General features: G+C 34.7%; 13 protein-coding genes and 2 pseudogenes. 13 read left to right on the forward strand and 2 right to left on the reverse strand.

Annotated elements, in window-relative coordinates:
• Window positions 1-58: 58 nt before the first annotated feature.
• From pdxR to MHH98_RS10290, 6 genes and pseudogenes are all read left to right on the forward strand, one after another.
• Window positions 59-1,507, forward strand: coding sequence for a MocR-like pyridoxine biosynthesis transcription factor PdxR (gene pdxR, locus MHH98_RS10265; RefSeq protein WP_038182253.1), 1,449 nt, complete (start codon window positions 59-61; stop codon window positions 1,505-1,507).
• Window positions 1,508-1,512: 5 nt separating this feature from the next.
• A complete protein-coding gene (locus MHH98_RS10270; RefSeq protein WP_038182249.1) occupies window positions 1,513-2,424 on the forward strand; it encodes a D-alanine--D-alanine ligase in 912 nt (303 codons plus the stop codon).
• Window positions 2,417-3,532 carry an alanine racemase gene (gene alr, locus MHH98_RS10275; RefSeq protein WP_340712762.1) on the forward strand — a complete coding sequence of 372 codons (1,116 nt, stop codon included), beginning with the start codon at window positions 2,417-2,419 and terminating at the stop codon, window positions 3,530-3,532. The genes MHH98_RS10270 and alr overlap by 8 nt, the downstream gene beginning before the upstream one ends.
• A gap of 335 nt (window positions 3,533-3,867) precedes the next feature.
• Window positions 3,868-4,071 carry a hypothetical protein gene (locus MHH98_RS10280; protein WP_038182244.1) on the forward strand — a complete coding sequence of 68 codons (204 nt, stop codon included), beginning with the start codon at window positions 3,868-3,870 and terminating at the stop codon, window positions 4,069-4,071.
• A gap of 224 nt (window positions 4,072-4,295) precedes the next feature.
• Window positions 4,296-4,769, forward strand: a pseudogene (locus tag MHH98_RS10285) (hypothetical protein); the annotation flags it as partial.
• Window positions 4,770-4,977: 208 nt separating this feature from the next.
• Complete coding sequence (locus MHH98_RS10290; RefSeq protein ID WP_076065398.1) at window positions 4,978-5,601, forward strand: HD domain-containing protein; 624 nt, start codon at window positions 4,978-4,980, stop codon at window positions 5,599-5,601.
• Window positions 5,602-6,070: 469 nt separating this feature from the next.
• On the opposite strand, the gene MHH98_RS10295 is transcribed toward MHH98_RS10290, so the two are convergent.
• Complete coding sequence (locus MHH98_RS10295) at window positions 6,071-6,940, reverse strand: polysaccharide deacetylase family protein (protein ID WP_038182238.1); 870 nt, start codon at window positions 6,938-6,940, stop codon at window positions 6,071-6,073.
• Window positions 6,941-7,167: 227 nt separating this feature from the next.
• Between MHH98_RS10295 and MHH98_RS10300 the strand changes: the two genes are divergently transcribed.
• The 6 genes and pseudogenes from MHH98_RS10300 (at window position 7,168) to MHH98_RS10325 (ending at window position 12,962) form a co-directional block, all read left to right on the forward strand.
• The gene (locus MHH98_RS10300) at window positions 7,168-7,563 is read left to right on the forward strand and encodes a DUF3888 domain-containing protein (protein ID WP_051448644.1); all 396 of its coding nucleotides are present in this window, start codon (window positions 7,168-7,170) and stop codon (window positions 7,561-7,563) included.
• Window positions 7,564-7,734: 171 nt separating this feature from the next.
• A complete protein-coding gene (locus MHH98_RS10305; RefSeq protein WP_038182235.1) occupies window positions 7,735-8,562 on the forward strand; it encodes a MerR family transcriptional regulator in 828 nt (275 codons plus the stop codon).
• A gap of 77 nt (window positions 8,563-8,639) precedes the next feature.
• Window positions 8,640-9,782, forward strand: coding sequence for an agmatine deiminase family protein (locus MHH98_RS10310; protein WP_038182233.1), 1,143 nt, complete (start codon window positions 8,640-8,642; stop codon window positions 9,780-9,782).
• A gap of 898 nt (window positions 9,783-10,680) precedes the next feature.
• Window positions 10,681-11,229 (forward strand): annotated as a pseudogene (locus tag MHH98_RS10315) (recombinase family protein).
• Between the two features lie 63 nt (window positions 11,230-11,292).
• Complete coding sequence (locus MHH98_RS10320) at window positions 11,293-12,255, forward strand: helix-turn-helix transcriptional regulator (RefSeq protein ID WP_038182227.1); 963 nt, start codon at window positions 11,293-11,295, stop codon at window positions 12,253-12,255.
• 74 nt (window positions 12,256-12,329) lie between these two features.
• Window positions 12,330-12,962, forward strand: coding sequence for a type 1 glutamine amidotransferase family protein (locus MHH98_RS10325; RefSeq protein WP_038182224.1), 633 nt, complete (start codon window positions 12,330-12,332; stop codon window positions 12,960-12,962).
• A 323-nt stretch (window positions 12,963-13,285) separates the two neighbouring features.
• Here MHH98_RS10325 and MHH98_RS10330 read toward each other — a convergent pair whose 3' ends face one another.
• Window positions 13,286-13,597: a winged helix-turn-helix transcriptional regulator gene (locus MHH98_RS10330; RefSeq protein WP_038183171.1), complete on the reverse strand. Its 312-nt coding sequence runs from the start codon at window positions 13,595-13,597 to the stop codon at window positions 13,286-13,288.
• A 194-nt stretch (window positions 13,598-13,791) separates the two neighbouring features.
• Between MHH98_RS10330 and MHH98_RS10335 the strand changes: the two genes are divergently transcribed.
• A complete protein-coding gene (locus MHH98_RS10335; RefSeq protein WP_038182221.1) occupies window positions 13,792-14,415 on the forward strand; it encodes a flavin reductase family protein in 624 nt (207 codons plus the stop codon).
• Window positions 14,416-15,110 lie beyond the last annotated feature (695 nt).

Here is a 15,110-nt window from a genome sequence, read left to right on the forward strand (position 1 = left end):
AGTGGACCTTTTGGAATCGGTGCAGAAATGTAAAAATGTAAGCAAGGGGATGAATTCAGTGTTTAACGATTTTAAGCTAACGGAAGGCCGTCCTTTATATATTCAGCTTAAGGAATATTTAAAAAGAATGATTACAAACGGGCATTTGCTTGAGCACCAAAAGCTTCCATCCACCCGTGAACTCAGCTCATTATTATCCATCAGCCGAAACACCGTTCTAACGGCTTATGCGGATTTGGAGCAAGAAGGCCTGATCTATGCGGTAAAAGGAAAAGGAAACTTTGTAAGTCATGTAGAGACCTTCAAATCCCTATCTATCGAGTTGAATTGGACTAAAAAAATCAATGAGCAAACCTTTTTGGCAGAAAAATTGGACCTCATGAAGCATGGAGTGCGCTGGAATAAGGAAATGATCTCATTTACTAGTATCGCTCCCGATGAAAAGCTATTTGATGTAGAAAATTTTAAAAAGGCCTTTTTAAATCGGATGTCCATTGAAGGAGACATTGTTCTTAACTATGGCTATGCAAAGGGCTATAAACCACTTATCGAATACCTGCTTCACTACATGGAGATTAAGGGGGTAGACATTAGAAACAAAGATATTTTAATTACCAATGGCTTCACGGAAGGTCTGGATATTCTTTTATCCACTTTAAATAAAAAGAGCGGCCGTCTTATTTGTGAAAATCCAACCCATCATTCTGCCCTTAAGCTCTTTCAATTACATGGCTTTGAAATTGATGGAATTGATATGGAGGATGACGGTGTCAATGTTAGGATGCTAGAAAAATGCTTATCAAAAAATGAATATGATTTTGCCTATTTCATTCCGTCTTATCATAATCCAACTGGAATCGTAACATCCTCTGAAAAAAGGAAGAAAATTATGGATCTGTTTTCGGCCTATCAGCTTCCTATCGTTGAAGATGGATTTAATGAAGAATTACGTTACTCGGGATCACATCAGGCTCCATTGGCTGCCTTTGCTGGACTCGGCAATAATGTCATTTATATCAGCAGCTTCTCTAAGATTCTTTTTCCTGGCTTGCGGGTTGGATGGATTTTAGCAGACAAAGAGTTGATTTATTACTTGGAAAGTATGAAAAGAGCTCGAACGGTTCATACCTCAACTTTAGACCAAGCTGTGTTATATCAATATTTAAATGATGGCTACTTTGAGAAGTATATAAAAAAAGCGAAAGCAGTCTATAAGAAAAAATATGAACTAGCTGTCCATTATTGTAAGCAATGTATTCCTTGTAAACGAATAACCGGTGACGGTGGGCTCCACCTTTTTATAGAACTAGATAACAACATTGATTCACAAAAGCTTTTAGAAACATGTTACCAAAAGGGAGTTGTTTTTTCGCCAGGCAATGTTTTTTACACGGACAGTAGAGGAAAGCATACATTACGATTAGGATTTTCTAGGCTAAACGAAAGAGAGATAATTCAAGGAATTAAAATCATAGGGGACACCTTAAAAAAAAATTTTGGAGGTTAAAAAAAATGAGAGTTGGCGTCATTATGGGAGGGGTTTCTTCCGAGAAGCAAGTTTCGCTTATGACAGGTGAAGAAATGATGGTTCATTTAGATAAAAATAAATATAAAATTGTACCAATCCACATAGAGAAAAAAGAAGATTTAGTGGAAAATGCGAGGAATCTTGACGTTGCGCTACTGGCGCTACATGGGAAGTACGGTGAGGACGGCACCATTCAAGGTACCCTTGAAACCATGGGAGTTCCCTATACAGGGAGCAGTGTCCTGTCCAGCAGCTTATGCATGGATAAGAATATCTCGAAAAAAATCATCAGGTATGAAGGAGTGCAAACACCGGATTGGATTCACCTTATGAACATGGAAGAACTTAATATGGATGAACTAGACAAGATGGGTTACCCAGTAGTTGTGAAACCTAATTCTGGTGGTTCGAGTGTAGGAGTAAAAATTGTTTATGACAAAGAAACGGTAAAATCTGCGATTACTGAAGTATTCAAATGGGATTCCGAAGTGATAATCGAAAAGCTTATTACGGGCGAGGAAATCACTTGTTCGATATTGGATGGAAAGCTTTTACCGGTGATTTCCATTCGTCATCAGGGTGAGTTTTTTGATTATACCTCGAAATATAATGATGTGGCTACCATTGAAGAGGTGGTCCAGCTCCCGCCCGATACACACAATCGTGTCGCTTTTGCAGCAATTTCTTGCTATAAATCATTGAAATGTAGCGTTTATGCCCGAATAGACATGATGATTAAAAACGGGGTCCCTTATGTGTTGGAAGTTAATACATTACCCGGGATGACGAAAAACAGTCTGTTGCCAAAAAGTGCACAATCAGCAGGTATCCCTTATCATCAGCTACTTGACTTGATCATAGAAAATTCACTTAAAGTAAGGAAAAATGATGTATAGACCAATATGGGCTGAAATTAGCCTTAGCAATATTTCACATAACATTCGTGAATTTCGAAAAATAATTCCAAACTCAACAAAAATAATGGCAATGGTAAAAGCAAATGGCTATGGACACGGAGCATCCCAGGTTTCCAAAAAAGCTATTGATACTGGGGTAGATTATTTGGCTGTTGCAAGTTTAGAGGAGGCAATTGAACTTCGAAAATCAAATATTAAAGCCCCCATACTGATACTTGGCTACACACCACCTTCAGCAGCGAAGCATGTTGTGCATTGGGATTTAACACAATCAATTTTTAATTTAGAACATGCAGAATCTTTATCAAAGTATGGGCAGATCTTAGGAAAAAAGGCAAAGGTTCATGTCAAGGTCGATACAGGAATAGGACGATTGGGACTGCAAGCAGAAGAAGCAAGTGATTTTATCGATACCGTTTCAAAAATGGAAGGGATCTATCTAGAAGGAGTGTTTTCACATTTTGCTACCGCAGATGAAGCCAACAAATCGTATGCAGAAAGACAAACGAACCGATGGAAAAGTCTATTGGCAGAATTGGAAAAACGAAAAGTTTCTATTCCCTTACTCCATATTGCGAATAGTGCAGCAACTATCGAATTTCCAAATATGACCTACGATATGGTTCGTATCGGAATTTCAATGTATGGTCTTTATCCATCTAAAGATGTGAATTACACAAAAGTTAATCTTAGACAAGCTATGCAGTTAAAAACCAAAGTCATCCATATCCAGACACTTGAGAAAGGGTCTGGTGTATCATATGGAGCAACTATGATTAAAAGAGATAAAGCAGTTATTGCAACTATTCCGATTGGGTATGGGGATGGATATTCTAGACGATTATCTGGAATGGCTTACGTTCTTATTCACGGACAAAAAGCTCCTGTTTTCGGTAGAATATGTATGGATTTTTGTATGATCGATGTAACTGATATTAAGGATGTAAATATTGGTGATGAGGTGGTCGTTTATGGGGATCAAGGAAATCACTTTATATCATTAGATGAAGTGGCAAATGTGTTAGAGACTATATCGAATGAAGTTGTTTGTAACTTAGGTCACAGAGTTCCTAGAATTTATAAATAACAAGCTAAAGGCAGCATTCATATTAATAGGAAATATTATAACAAGTTATTTTTATGCTGAACTATTTTTTATATTAGTTCAGCTTTTATTTTTGATTAAAGATATAATCTGGAATATACACGAAATGGAATTATAGTATAAGTGAGATGTTAAATTATATATTATTCAACTAACGGGGCAGGTTAGTTGAAGAAGAGTTTTTTTGCGAATGTGTTGAATAAGTTAATATATGTAAAATATTGAACGGAAAGGGGTTCTTTACTTCAAGTCTGGGGGTGGCACTTTTTTCTTAAACTAACGCAGGACAGTTCAATAATATTTGTAGGGGGCATTTTATGATTAAGTCTTTAAAAGGGCAATTTATCTTGTCTATATTTGTTGCTATTGGCTTTGTTTATGTTAATTTTTCTAGTATTGAGTTTATTGCTGACAAAAGGGATCCAACCGTTCGGGTAATATTTTTCTTCATTATGATTTTATCGGTGTTTAATTCGGGATTATTGACGGAAAAATACATTCAAACAAGAAAGAAGAAATAACTTTTACCCAACTAACGGGGCAGGTTAGTTCAATGAGAACCTGCTTAGGTAGTAATCCCATCTCGTATTTCTTAAAAAACATATTATATAAGAAATGTGGAGGTGGAATTATGTCCGAAAAAAAGAAGATTAATAGAATAAAACCTAACAAATGTTGTCCACCGGTTAAGTACACAGCACTTAATAGTTGTTGTTGTCCTCCTGACGACCCACCTTGTTTGAGTCTTTGTGACTGTTGTGTTTCTCCACTTCAGTCCGTCTTACAACAACTTGTTGGGGAAACTGTAATTCTTGCTACTATTGCAGACGCGCCAAATCAACAACCTCTCTTTTTTTTATACACTATTGATGAAGTAAATGATTTTTTAGTTACTGTTACAGGTGTAGAGGGTACCTTTGTGGTAAATATTTCTGATGTATTAGGGGTAGGATTTTTACCACCAGGTCCTCTTATTAACTTGTTGCCACCTGCTTGTTCTGGATGCGAATGTGATTGTCGTGAACGACCAATTAGACAATTACTGAATGCACTTATCGGTTCTACAGTGAATCTCTTAGCAAGTAATGGTTCTATTGCAGTAGGTTTTAACGTGGAACAAACAGGTCTTGGCATAGTGTTAGGTACTTCACCAATAAATTCTGATTTAGTTAGATTTGCAATTTCAACTTGCAAAATTACGGCTGTCCAAACTAATTGAATAAGGGATGATAAACAGGTGCTTTACTTCAAGAAGGAGTAAAGCTTTTTTCTTATTGAACTAACGGGGCAGGTTAGTTGAAGAAGGATTTGAAAGAAGAATAATCTTTAAAAAGAATAGACCTTTGTATGAAGGTTGATTTAAACTAAATCAGTCTTCATTAATGGAATTATTTTAAAAATACAAAAATGTAGAGGAGCATTAAACTATGCAACATCTAAAAAGTGTTTTAGAACTGATTAAACTGGGAGAAAAACTAAAAATGGAATTACGACATAGTTGGTTGTCAGATGGTCGTCGAGAAAGTGTTGCAGAACATACATGGCGTGTTGCCTTAATGGCAATGGCAATAGAATCGTCCCTTCCATTAAAAGTAGATAGTGAAAAACTTCTCAAAATGATTATTATCCATGACTTAGTAGAAGCATATGCAACTGATATTCCTGCTTTTGAAACAATGAATAATTCAGAGGCCAAAGAAATTAAAGTAAAGAATGAAATTGCTGCAATTGAAAGAATCCGTGATTTGTTAGGAGGAGAGAGTGGTCAGTTGTTTTATGATTATTGGTTGGAATTCGAGCAAAAAAACACTTACGAAGCTAAAGTTGCGAATGCCTTAGATAAATTGGAAGCGCAAATTCAACATAATGAAGCGGATATAGATACATGGTTACCGATTGAATATGAAATGACTTACATGTTGGGAAAACATACTGACTTTGACCCAGTATTGACCGAGCTAAAAGATTTAATAGAAGCGGATGGTATCCAAAAACTTAAAGAATCTGGTTTGGACACCGATGCTATAAAGTCAAAAGCATATCCCTCATAGGCTTTTAAGCTATTCAACTAGCGTGTGCTTTAGTTTAAGATCGTAGAGCTGCTAAAACGGCTCTTCTTTTCTTATTCAACTAAAGAGGCAGTTTTCTTGAATAAGCACTTAAAAAAGAGACAGTACCTATTTTGGGTACTGCCTCTTTTCCTTAATACATTTACTTTTATAATCTAACTGCAAAGTAGTTACGCTGCCAGGCTTGCTCAACCCCAAAATAGCGACTATATAGAGTGTCAGTAATCAGTGATTGGGGTAGTGATATGGGAAAGAAAATATGGTTATTAATTAATGAGAGTTTGAGTGTCTTAAAAAAGAAGACATATTCCCTTTAGCGCGGGGAATAAGTCTTCTTTGTCTTTTTTTATGCAATAGATGTGCTTTTTGTAAACATGTTGGTGGTACCCCATATAGTAATACAAAAAAGCCTTCAAGAAAAAATAGTAAAGGTAAATGTAAGAGATACATTCTATTTCTTAAATGGAATATTCAACAATTCTGGAACTGTGACAAATTCATAGCCTTGCTCTTTCAGTTTTGGGATAATTTGGTGAAGTGATTCGATCGTATTCGTTCGATCTCCACCCGATTCTGCCCCATCGTGCATGAGAATAATCGCGCCTGGATGAATGTTGTCTACTACATTCGAAGCAATAACTTCCGGTGGGTCTTCCTGCCAATCCAACGAATCAACCGACCAGGCAATCACGTAATAGTTCATTTCCCTAAGCTTCTCGACTAATTCATTGTATAAGAAGCCATATGGTGGTCTAAATAATTTTGTCCGGTAACCAATAATGTCGTTAAGAGCATCTTCCGTTCTAGTTACTTCCCTCTCTAGGGTTCCGAGGTCGGATTCTTTGACAAGGTTAGGATGGGCGTAGGTATGGTTTCCGATTACATGACCCTCGTTTTGCATTCGCTTGACAATTTCAGGGTTAGCAACGGCTTTTGAACCTAACACGAAGAATGTTGCTGGTACATTGTACTGTTTTAATACATCTAATACATCATTTGAAAAACGTGGATCAGGACCATCATCAAAAGTTAAAGCAACTCGTTTTTGATCAGCAGGACCTTGTAAGAAAAATATTTCTGGATACCGTTGTTGTAAAATTCTTAGGTCAACAGGCTGCAGAGGATCCCGCCCGGAATTTTCAGATCCTCCTTTAAGGTCAGGTAAATCTTCTTCCGGATTATCTCGTATGTCCGCTTTCAACCATTGCCTCGATACATCTGCCAAGGGTCCCTCATTCGCATCAACAGTCATGATATCTGTTATATGCAAACAAAATAAAAACCCCGTAACCAACAACCACTTGAATATTCGTTCTTTCATCCATTCATCTCCTTTTTATATTGATACCCGTTTTAGCGATGGCTATTCTAACCTGAATATGTTTTTATTTCTCATAGTTGTTTAGCATAATAAAAATTTCATTTTTTGTTCAACTAACGGTTTTGTTGAACTTATTTAACTAAAGGGGCAGATTAGTTGAACAAACACTTGATTTTTATGAACTGGGCAAGCTACCTTGACTGATAAAATAAGGTGGTTATTCAAATATGAAAAAAAAACAAATTACCTCTATTTTGATTTCACTCGTTTTGGTATTAACGTTTATCACTTCGGGAGTGATGTTGTCGAATACAGGTAAAGCTGAAGTTGAAAAAGTAAGTTCTGAAGAAGAGCATCCCGATTTTTATGATGTATTATTAGTTTTATTAGACCCTGAGGCTAGGAAAGTGATTAATAAGGAATATCCAAATCGTAGTTATGCACTCTGGAATGCAGAAATATTAGAAGTAAAACGTCAAACTGGCGGGTATTCTCAATATGATTTTACTGTGAAAGTAAAATATGATACGTATACAGGTCCATTTAATCCACCTGAAGGTCCTATTACTATAACCTTTCATGTAACAACAGATGGAGTTTCAGTAGCGAAAATTCAAAAATGAGTCTTGATACAGCTTTGTATCCAATTCAACTAACAGGTGCTTTAGTACAAGAAGGATTACGCTCTTCCTAAGCTTACCTTGCTTTTTGCGAAAGGCTATTGATATCATAAGCTCAAGACGATATACTTGCGATTTTGCAAAAAAAAACATCACACTAAGTAAAGGAGAACTATGTACACAATCAGCAGATTTTCACAACTATGCAAAATGAGTGCTCGCATGTTACGACACTATGACAAGGAAGAACTTTTGAAACCAGTACATGTAGATACAACAAACGGGTACAGATTTTATGAGAAGAATCAATTAGAAACGGCATTACTAATTAAGAAATTGAAAGAATATAGATTTTCCCTGCCTGAAATTAGAACGATTCTCCAGTCGTCAGACAGTACATTGTTTATAGAAATGATATACGCGAAAATAAATGAAATATCAAAAGAGATGAGTCGATATAGACAGATTATTACAGAAATGCATGAGATGATCGAAAAAAATGAGGATTTAATACAAGGAGAAAGAAAATCGTATGATATATTGCTTGGAATGCGAAAAGAGATTAGAGTCGTAAGTCAAAGATTACAGATTAATATTGATGACATGGACAAGTACATTGATTCCTTTTACGATAAGGCAAAAGAGAGTAATATTCAGTTACTTAGTGTTCCGTCTGTCATTTTTTTTGATGAAGAGTTTACCCCTGACCACTGCGATATTGAATTAATGATTCCAATCATTCATAGGAATGACGAAAAAATATCAAGGGAATGGCAAATAAAAAAACTCCCCCAAAAGATTGTTGCTACTACCTTGCATATCGGAAGTTATGACTATATCGGATACGCACATATGGCACTTGAAGAATGGACAGAAAGCAACGGCTACTGCATGGATGGTCTTCCTTATGAAACCTACTTGAAAGGTTCAGAGTGTGACTGTCATGTAGAGGAGTATGTGACGCAAATTAGCCTTCCCGTCATCAAAAAAGAAATGCAATAATTGCTTGACTTTGACACTATGTCAAAGATTATTCTACTTCCAAGAGAAAGCTATCACAACTTAAGGAGATCTTGGATATGAAAAAGATAATTGTACTTTGCGTAGGGGCTTTATTAACGGCTGGAATCATAATGGGGGGGTGTAATCCAGGTAAAGGTGAGGGGAGACAATTCGTGGAAAAGCAGCAAGTAGGTAAATACACAATGCCCGATGAAAGTAGCAAACATGAAGGTACGTGGTTGCAATGGCCCCATTCCTTTACATATGGTAAAGGCTATGAAGAAAAGATTGAACCAATTTGGATCGAGATGACAGCTGCCCTTAGTGAAGGAGAAAATGTTCATATTATCGCATATGATGAATATGAAAAGAACTATATTAATGATCTTCTGTATGATGAGGGCATAAATATGGACAAAATTGATTTTTATATTGTACCTACTGACGATGTATGGGCAAGAGATACAGCGCCAATTTTTGTATACGATAAAGAAAACAATCTGAAACTCATGGATTGGGGATTTAATGGATGGGGTAAGAAAACGCGATACAAAAAAGATGCATTAATACCAAGTGTTCTTAGCAAGCAGTTAGGTATGGAAAGAATTAATCTAAATAGTGTAGTACTTGAAGGTGGAGCATTTGAACTAGATGGTAATGGCACTTTTTTATCGACACGTAGTGCTGTTACTAATAAAAATCGAAACCCTAAATTATCAGAATTAGAAATCGAGGAGTATATGAAAGAAAATCTTGGTGCTAATAACTTTATTTGGTTAGATGGAGTGCCAAACCTAGATATTACAGATTTTCATATTGATGGTTTTGCAAAATTTCATGATAAGTCTTCAATCATTACAATGAAAAAGGATGATTTAGAAGAATGGGGTCTTTCCAATAAGGATATTAAAAAATTAATGAATGCAAAGAATGCCTTCGACAAGCCTTATCAGTATGTGTATTTACCAATCAGTAAAAATAATGTAATTTTAGATAATGGAACGAATTTAGAATACAAAGGTTCATATGTGAATTTTTATATTGGGAATACAGTTGTATTAGTTCCGAATTATAATGACCCTAATGACAAAATAGCAAACGATACAATCCAAAAACTATACCCTAATCGTAAGGTAGTTGGTATTGATGTAAGGGAACTTTATAAAGATGGTGGTATGATTCACTGTGTTACACAACAACAACCAGTCAATTTAAAGTGATAGAGTTTTTTACAGCGAATCAACATAATTGAAAACAATACTATCATTACAATTAATTCCATTTTTCAATATTGTTTACGAAGCAATAGATCAAAAAGAATTGCTTCTACTTTGCCCCTAGGGACAGCTTTACAGGTAGTATCCCTAATACACAAAATCTCGGTAAATCCTTGGCGTATAGAATACCGGTATTTTTTCTTCAGTATGTCGCTTAGCTTATATTTTCGTTAATATATTAGCGGTTGTAGTTTTGTAAAAAAGTTTGATTAAAATCATGGCACCCTATAGATTTTTTAGAGGTGCCATGATTTTTTATGGGATCTTTATATTGATATCACTATAAAGATTGTGAAGAAATACACTTAAACTAACGGGGCAGGTTAGTTGAACAAGAAAATACAAATAAAAACCCCTAAATTAACAATTTAGGGATGAAAAATAAAATACAACGAACATTATTAAGATATGCACTTAGTAGATGTCTTTTGGTTCCAAGCAATTTAAGCAAGATGTCACATTACGACGATCTATTTTTACGACCCTTTACACTTAAACTAACGGTATTAGGAAAGTAAATTTTGAACTCAACGTTTAAATGTTTTTTTCAAAAGGAAGCCTAAATGATCTTAATGATTCTGAAGATAGATAATGAATTAAGGCAATGATTCCTCCTATAAAGTTTGAAATTAAATCTAAATCTGTATCTAATAAATTGGGTTGATTCTTGATAACTGGTTTATACAGTTCATCCTGCAAAAACTCAAATATTTCATAAAAACTACCTAATGGGGTACCGTCAGGAAAATGCGGATTTACAACGCTAAGTCTATTTTCCTGACGATTCTCCCGTTTTTAACAACGTTAAGAAAGTTTCAGTGGTCTTAAAGAATCTAATGAGATCACTTTCTCCCAGAATCCTTCAAGGCAATTTCAGTAACTGAACGAAATCGGAATGGATATTATTTTTGAAGAAAAAGTTTCCGGAGCAACAAAAGATCTTGTGCAACTTCAAAAAATGTTAGAGGATATACAAGAAGGTGACATCATTTATGTTACGGACTTAACTCGGATTACTCGTAGTACACAAGATTTATTTGAATTAATCGATAACATACGGAGTAAAAAGGCAAATTTAAAATCCTTAAAAGATACATGGCTAGATTTATCAGAAGATGATCCCTACAGTCAATTCTTAATTACGGTTATGGCGGGTGTAAACCAATTAGAACGTGATCTTATACGTATGCGGCAGCGTGAAGGAATTGAACTGGCTAAGAAAGAAGGAAAGTTTAAAGGTCTGTTAAAGAAGTACCATAAAAATCATGCAGGAATGAATTATGCAGTAAAGCTTTATAAAGAGGGAGATATGACTGTAAATCAAATTTGTGAAATTACAAATGTGTCTAAGGCCTCATTATATAGAAAGCTATCGGAAAGGAACAGTTGATGAGTTATACCAAAAAACGGAAATATATAATAGAAAATAAATTTCATATAGAGGTGGAATTATATGCCTAAAATTGACAATATGTTAGCAATTCTATGGATGCTTCGTTCAGGTGAAAAAATTACTGCAAAACAAATTTCAGAAAAGTTAGAGATGAATATAAGGACTGTGTATCGTTATATTGATACAATTTCAACAAGTGGCGTACCTATAATTTCAGAACCAGGACATAACGGTGGATACACTTTATTGAACAATTTTATTGAGGCTCCTCTTTTTTTTGATTTTGAGGAGCAAACTTCACTATTTCACGCTGCTGTTTTTGCAGAAGAAGCCGGATATTATGGAGGTGAAGCACTAAATAGGGCCATTTCAAAACTAAGTAAATACTCAAATCAAGAGCAGGAAACAAAGATAAACCAACATTTAACTAGTCTTGAAGTAATAAGTCGATTAAGTTCACTCTCTATGGAACTTTTTTTGAAGGAGTTGGAGCAGGCCGTAGCTGACGGGTACTCAGTAAAAATTCTTTACCATAAAAGTGGCGAAAAGCAATTAAATCATAGATTGGTCGATCCGTACAGAATTATCTATTGGAATAATAAGTGGTATGTGATTGGATTTTGTCATCTTAGGAATGATATCCGTAGTTTTAGAGTAGATCGAATTGAAAGTCTAATGCTAACCGAAAATAAGTTTAACCGGCCAGAAAATTTTTCAGCACGTGACTTTTTTATAAAAAGTCTTCTTCCAACTATAGAAGATAAGGAAGGGATTATTTCTTTAGTTATTGATGGGGATAAAAGTGTATTGGCTGATATTTGCCAACATTGGTTTTTAGGACATTATTTACAAGAACGGACTTCAAATCAAGCAGTTTTTCTTCTTGAAAAAGATATGATACATACATATGTACCTTATTTACTTTTACCGTACAATAAATCTATTAAAGTTATTGAGCCAATAAGTCTTAAGAAAAGACTTATTGAAGTTCTGTCGGAATTAATAAAATTTCATCAAGTATGATAACTTCCCTGACGTTAACTGTCAGGGAAGTTATATTATAATAGCTATATCAATTGTGATTGGAGTGTTATTGGATGCAAACAAAAAAAGTTTTTCTATATGTATTTAATACAATGTCGGACTGGGAATATGGATATTTAATTGCTGAACTAAACTCAGGAAGATATTTCAAAAAAGATTTAGCACCTTTAAAAGTAATTACAGTAGGAGCTAATAAAGAAATGATTACTACTATGGGAGGACTGAGCATAAAACCAGATATTTCCCTTGATGAATGTACTCTTGAGAGTAAAGATCTTTTAATTTTACCAGGAGGGACTACTTGGAGTGAAGAAATTCATCAACCTATCTTGGAAAGAATTGGCCAAGCTTTAAAGCTTGGCACTATTGTTGCTGCAATTTGTGGTGCAACTGAGGGCCTCGCGAATATGGGATACTTAGATACTAGAAAGCATACAAGTAATAACTTAGAATATACTAAAATGGTATGTCCTAACTATAAAGGAGAAAAGTTCTATGAGTTAGGATCTGCGGTATCTGATGCGAATTTAGTTACTGCATCAGGAATAGCTCCTTTGGAATTTGCAATGGAGGTACTGAAAAAAATAGATGTATTTACACCAGATGCATTACATTCATGGTATAACCTAAATAAGACTCATAAACCTGAATACTTCTTCCAGTTAATGAATTCAATAAATAAATGAAGTAACTGAAAAGCTCAATTTCTCTATTTTGATTTGTAGAGAAGTTGGGCTTTTTAATTTGGAATTTCCTTATCGTTGTAAATCCGCATTTTCCTGACGATACCCCTATTAAGAAAGACATTAGAGGAATCTGGAAAAATAGGTAACAAAGTTGTACTGTTTATAAAAAAGTTGCATCGTTTTGCCCCTTTAGATATGTTTTGTCTAAAGGGGTTTCTGCTACAATATCTTTTTTAATCAACATGTTCTAGTTTAATAATTACTTTACGATTTATTACTAGGAATTATTTACACAGTACTTTTTACTCCTTATAAGTTTAAGTTCATATTTGATTTGCCACGCCCCATTTGCACATTTCCTCTAATATTGGCATTAAACTCTTTCCTTTTGGCGTTAAGGAGTATTCCACTTTTGGAGGAATTTGAGGGTATTCTTTTCTGTGAACAATTCCAGAGTTCTCTAGTTCGCTTAACTGAGAACTTAACATTTTGTGAGTGATAGCAGGAATTTTCTGTTTTAACTCTCCATAACGTAAAATCGTATCGGAAGATAATTCATACATTATTTTCATTTTCCACTTGCCACCGATTAACGATAATGTGAAGTCAAATGGTCTTTGTTTGTTGCGCCTCATAAAATTATTACTTGATTCTGGCAATAACATCACTCTCCTTTAAGTAAGTATCTAACAAAAAAGTGCATACTAGTTTTATTTGTATTCGAGTTTATAATTTAGAATGGGTTCATGAGTGTTTCAGAATTCTATAATAATTCTATTATAGATTCGACATATTACTTAATCAAATATAGTTGAAGGAGAATGAATAGATGTCTAAAGAACAGAAACTCATATTTAATACAATTGATTTGAGCGAGGATGAGATGTATAAATTGTTAATTGGCTCTGTGATACCAAGACCGATTGCATGGGTTTCATCAAAAAGTAAGGATGGCATTTTAAATTTAGCGCCATTCAGCTTTTTTACTGTGGCTTCTCGAAATCCACCAATACTTTTAATCTCAATAGGACCGGGCGTTAATGAACGAAAGGGAAGCATTAAGGATACGTTAACGAACATTCGTGAAGTGAAAGAATATATAATTAATATGGTACCTGAGCCGCTTGGGGAAGCGATGTATCGTTCATCGGCTAGTGTAGAGCCAGAGAAAAATGAGTTTGAGCTTGCAGGAGTGACTGTTCAGAATGGTAAACTTTTGAATGTACCAGCAGTGCTAGAAGCGCCAATCTCAATAGAACTTAAGTTAGACCAAATTATGCCTGTCGGTGGAGATTATCTAGTGCTTGGAAAAGTTGAATGTGTCCAAATAGATGAAGCAATCTATGCAGGAAACTATAAAATAGCAATCGATAAATGGAAGCCGCTTGCTAGTTTGGCAGGAGACTTTGCCGGACTAATGCCTTCATTTTCATATGGGCAGAAAGGTACATAAATCATGGTGCAGCATTAATTGTTATACTTAATTCACTTCGCTTACTAAGAATTAAGTAAAAAAGAGTGTGTAGCTAGACATTGGACAGAACCATAGTTAACGGTTCTGTCTTTATTTTTTTCGAGATATATTAAATAGTTATTATTATTTTTAGAGACTTTTCTATAGATCACTCGGAAAAAATGTAAAAAGACAATAAAGTTTAGACCTTTAATTCATTCACCTCTTTTGTTTTTAAATCCCCTTATAGAATAATGGTTTCCAAATGTCCTTGCTAATATTTTTTTAACTCTTCTTGTACTAAACTGCCCCGTTAGTTGAAGAAGGAAACAGTTTTACTAACTTCTTGAAGTAATACTATTGAAGCGATATAGGTTAGTTGAAGAGTGTTATTTAATTTATGTTCAACAATGGTCCAGTTTGTTTAGAATCCCTCTCAAAGAGAGTTAGTTATTTATATTAAGATATTCCGAGTGGTTCTTAACCATTTATCAAATATCAGTAAAATAATTTAGAAACGAAAAAAGGAAAGTACTAAAATGGAAAACGTATCAAATATAGATAAATTGGAATCAATAAAATCTTTACAATCGACAATCAGTAAACTCGAAAATGCCTTATAGTTTTGTCGACGTAACATTTGGTTAACATTCGCATGATAATTTACACTAAGAGATGAAGAGATGAAGAGATGA

It is taken from the genome of Viridibacillus sp. FSL H8-0110 (genome assembly GCF_038003565.1).
GTDB classification, from domain to species: domain Bacteria; phylum Bacillota; class Bacilli; order Bacillales_A; family Planococcaceae; genus Viridibacillus; species Viridibacillus arenosi.

Excerpts from the sequence above, each read along its gene's own strand:
- MHH98_RS10290 (WP_076065398.1), top strand. The coding sequence starts at position 4,978 with ATGCAACATCTAAAAAGTGTTTTAGAACTGATTAAACTGGGAGAAAAA.
- MHH98_RS10295 (WP_038182238.1), bottom strand. The coding sequence starts at position 6,940 with ATGAAAGAACGAATATTCAAGTGGTTGTTGGTTACGGGGTTTTTATTT.
- MHH98_RS10305 (WP_038182235.1), top strand. The coding sequence starts at position 7,735 with ATGTACACAATCAGCAGATTTTCACAACTATGCAAAATGAGTGCTCGC.
- MHH98_RS10320 (WP_038182227.1), top strand. The coding sequence starts at position 11,293 with ATGCCTAAAATTGACAATATGTTAGCAATTCTATGGATGCTTCGTTCA.
- alr (WP_340712762.1), top strand. The coding sequence starts at position 2,417 with ATGTATAGACCAATATGGGCTGAAATTAGCCTTAGCAATATTTCACAT.
- MHH98_RS10330 (WP_038183171.1), bottom strand. The coding sequence starts at position 13,597 with ATGAGGCGCAACAAACAAAGACCATTTGACTTCACATTATCGTTAATC.
- MHH98_RS10300 (WP_051448644.1), top strand. The coding sequence starts at position 7,168 with ATGAAAAAAAAACAAATTACCTCTATTTTGATTTCACTCGTTTTGGTA.
- MHH98_RS10310 (WP_038182233.1), top strand. The coding sequence starts at position 8,640 with ATGAAAAAGATAATTGTACTTTGCGTAGGGGCTTTATTAACGGCTGGA.
- MHH98_RS10335 (WP_038182221.1), top strand. The coding sequence starts at position 13,792 with ATGTCTAAAGAACAGAAACTCATATTTAATACAATTGATTTGAGCGAG.
- MHH98_RS10270 (WP_038182249.1), top strand. The coding sequence starts at position 1,513 with ATGAGAGTTGGCGTCATTATGGGAGGGGTTTCTTCCGAGAAGCAAGTT.
- MHH98_RS10280 (WP_038182244.1), top strand. The coding sequence starts at position 3,868 with ATGATTAAGTCTTTAAAAGGGCAATTTATCTTGTCTATATTTGTTGCT.
- MHH98_RS10325 (WP_038182224.1), top strand. The coding sequence starts at position 12,330 with ATGCAAACAAAAAAAGTTTTTCTATATGTATTTAATACAATGTCGGAC.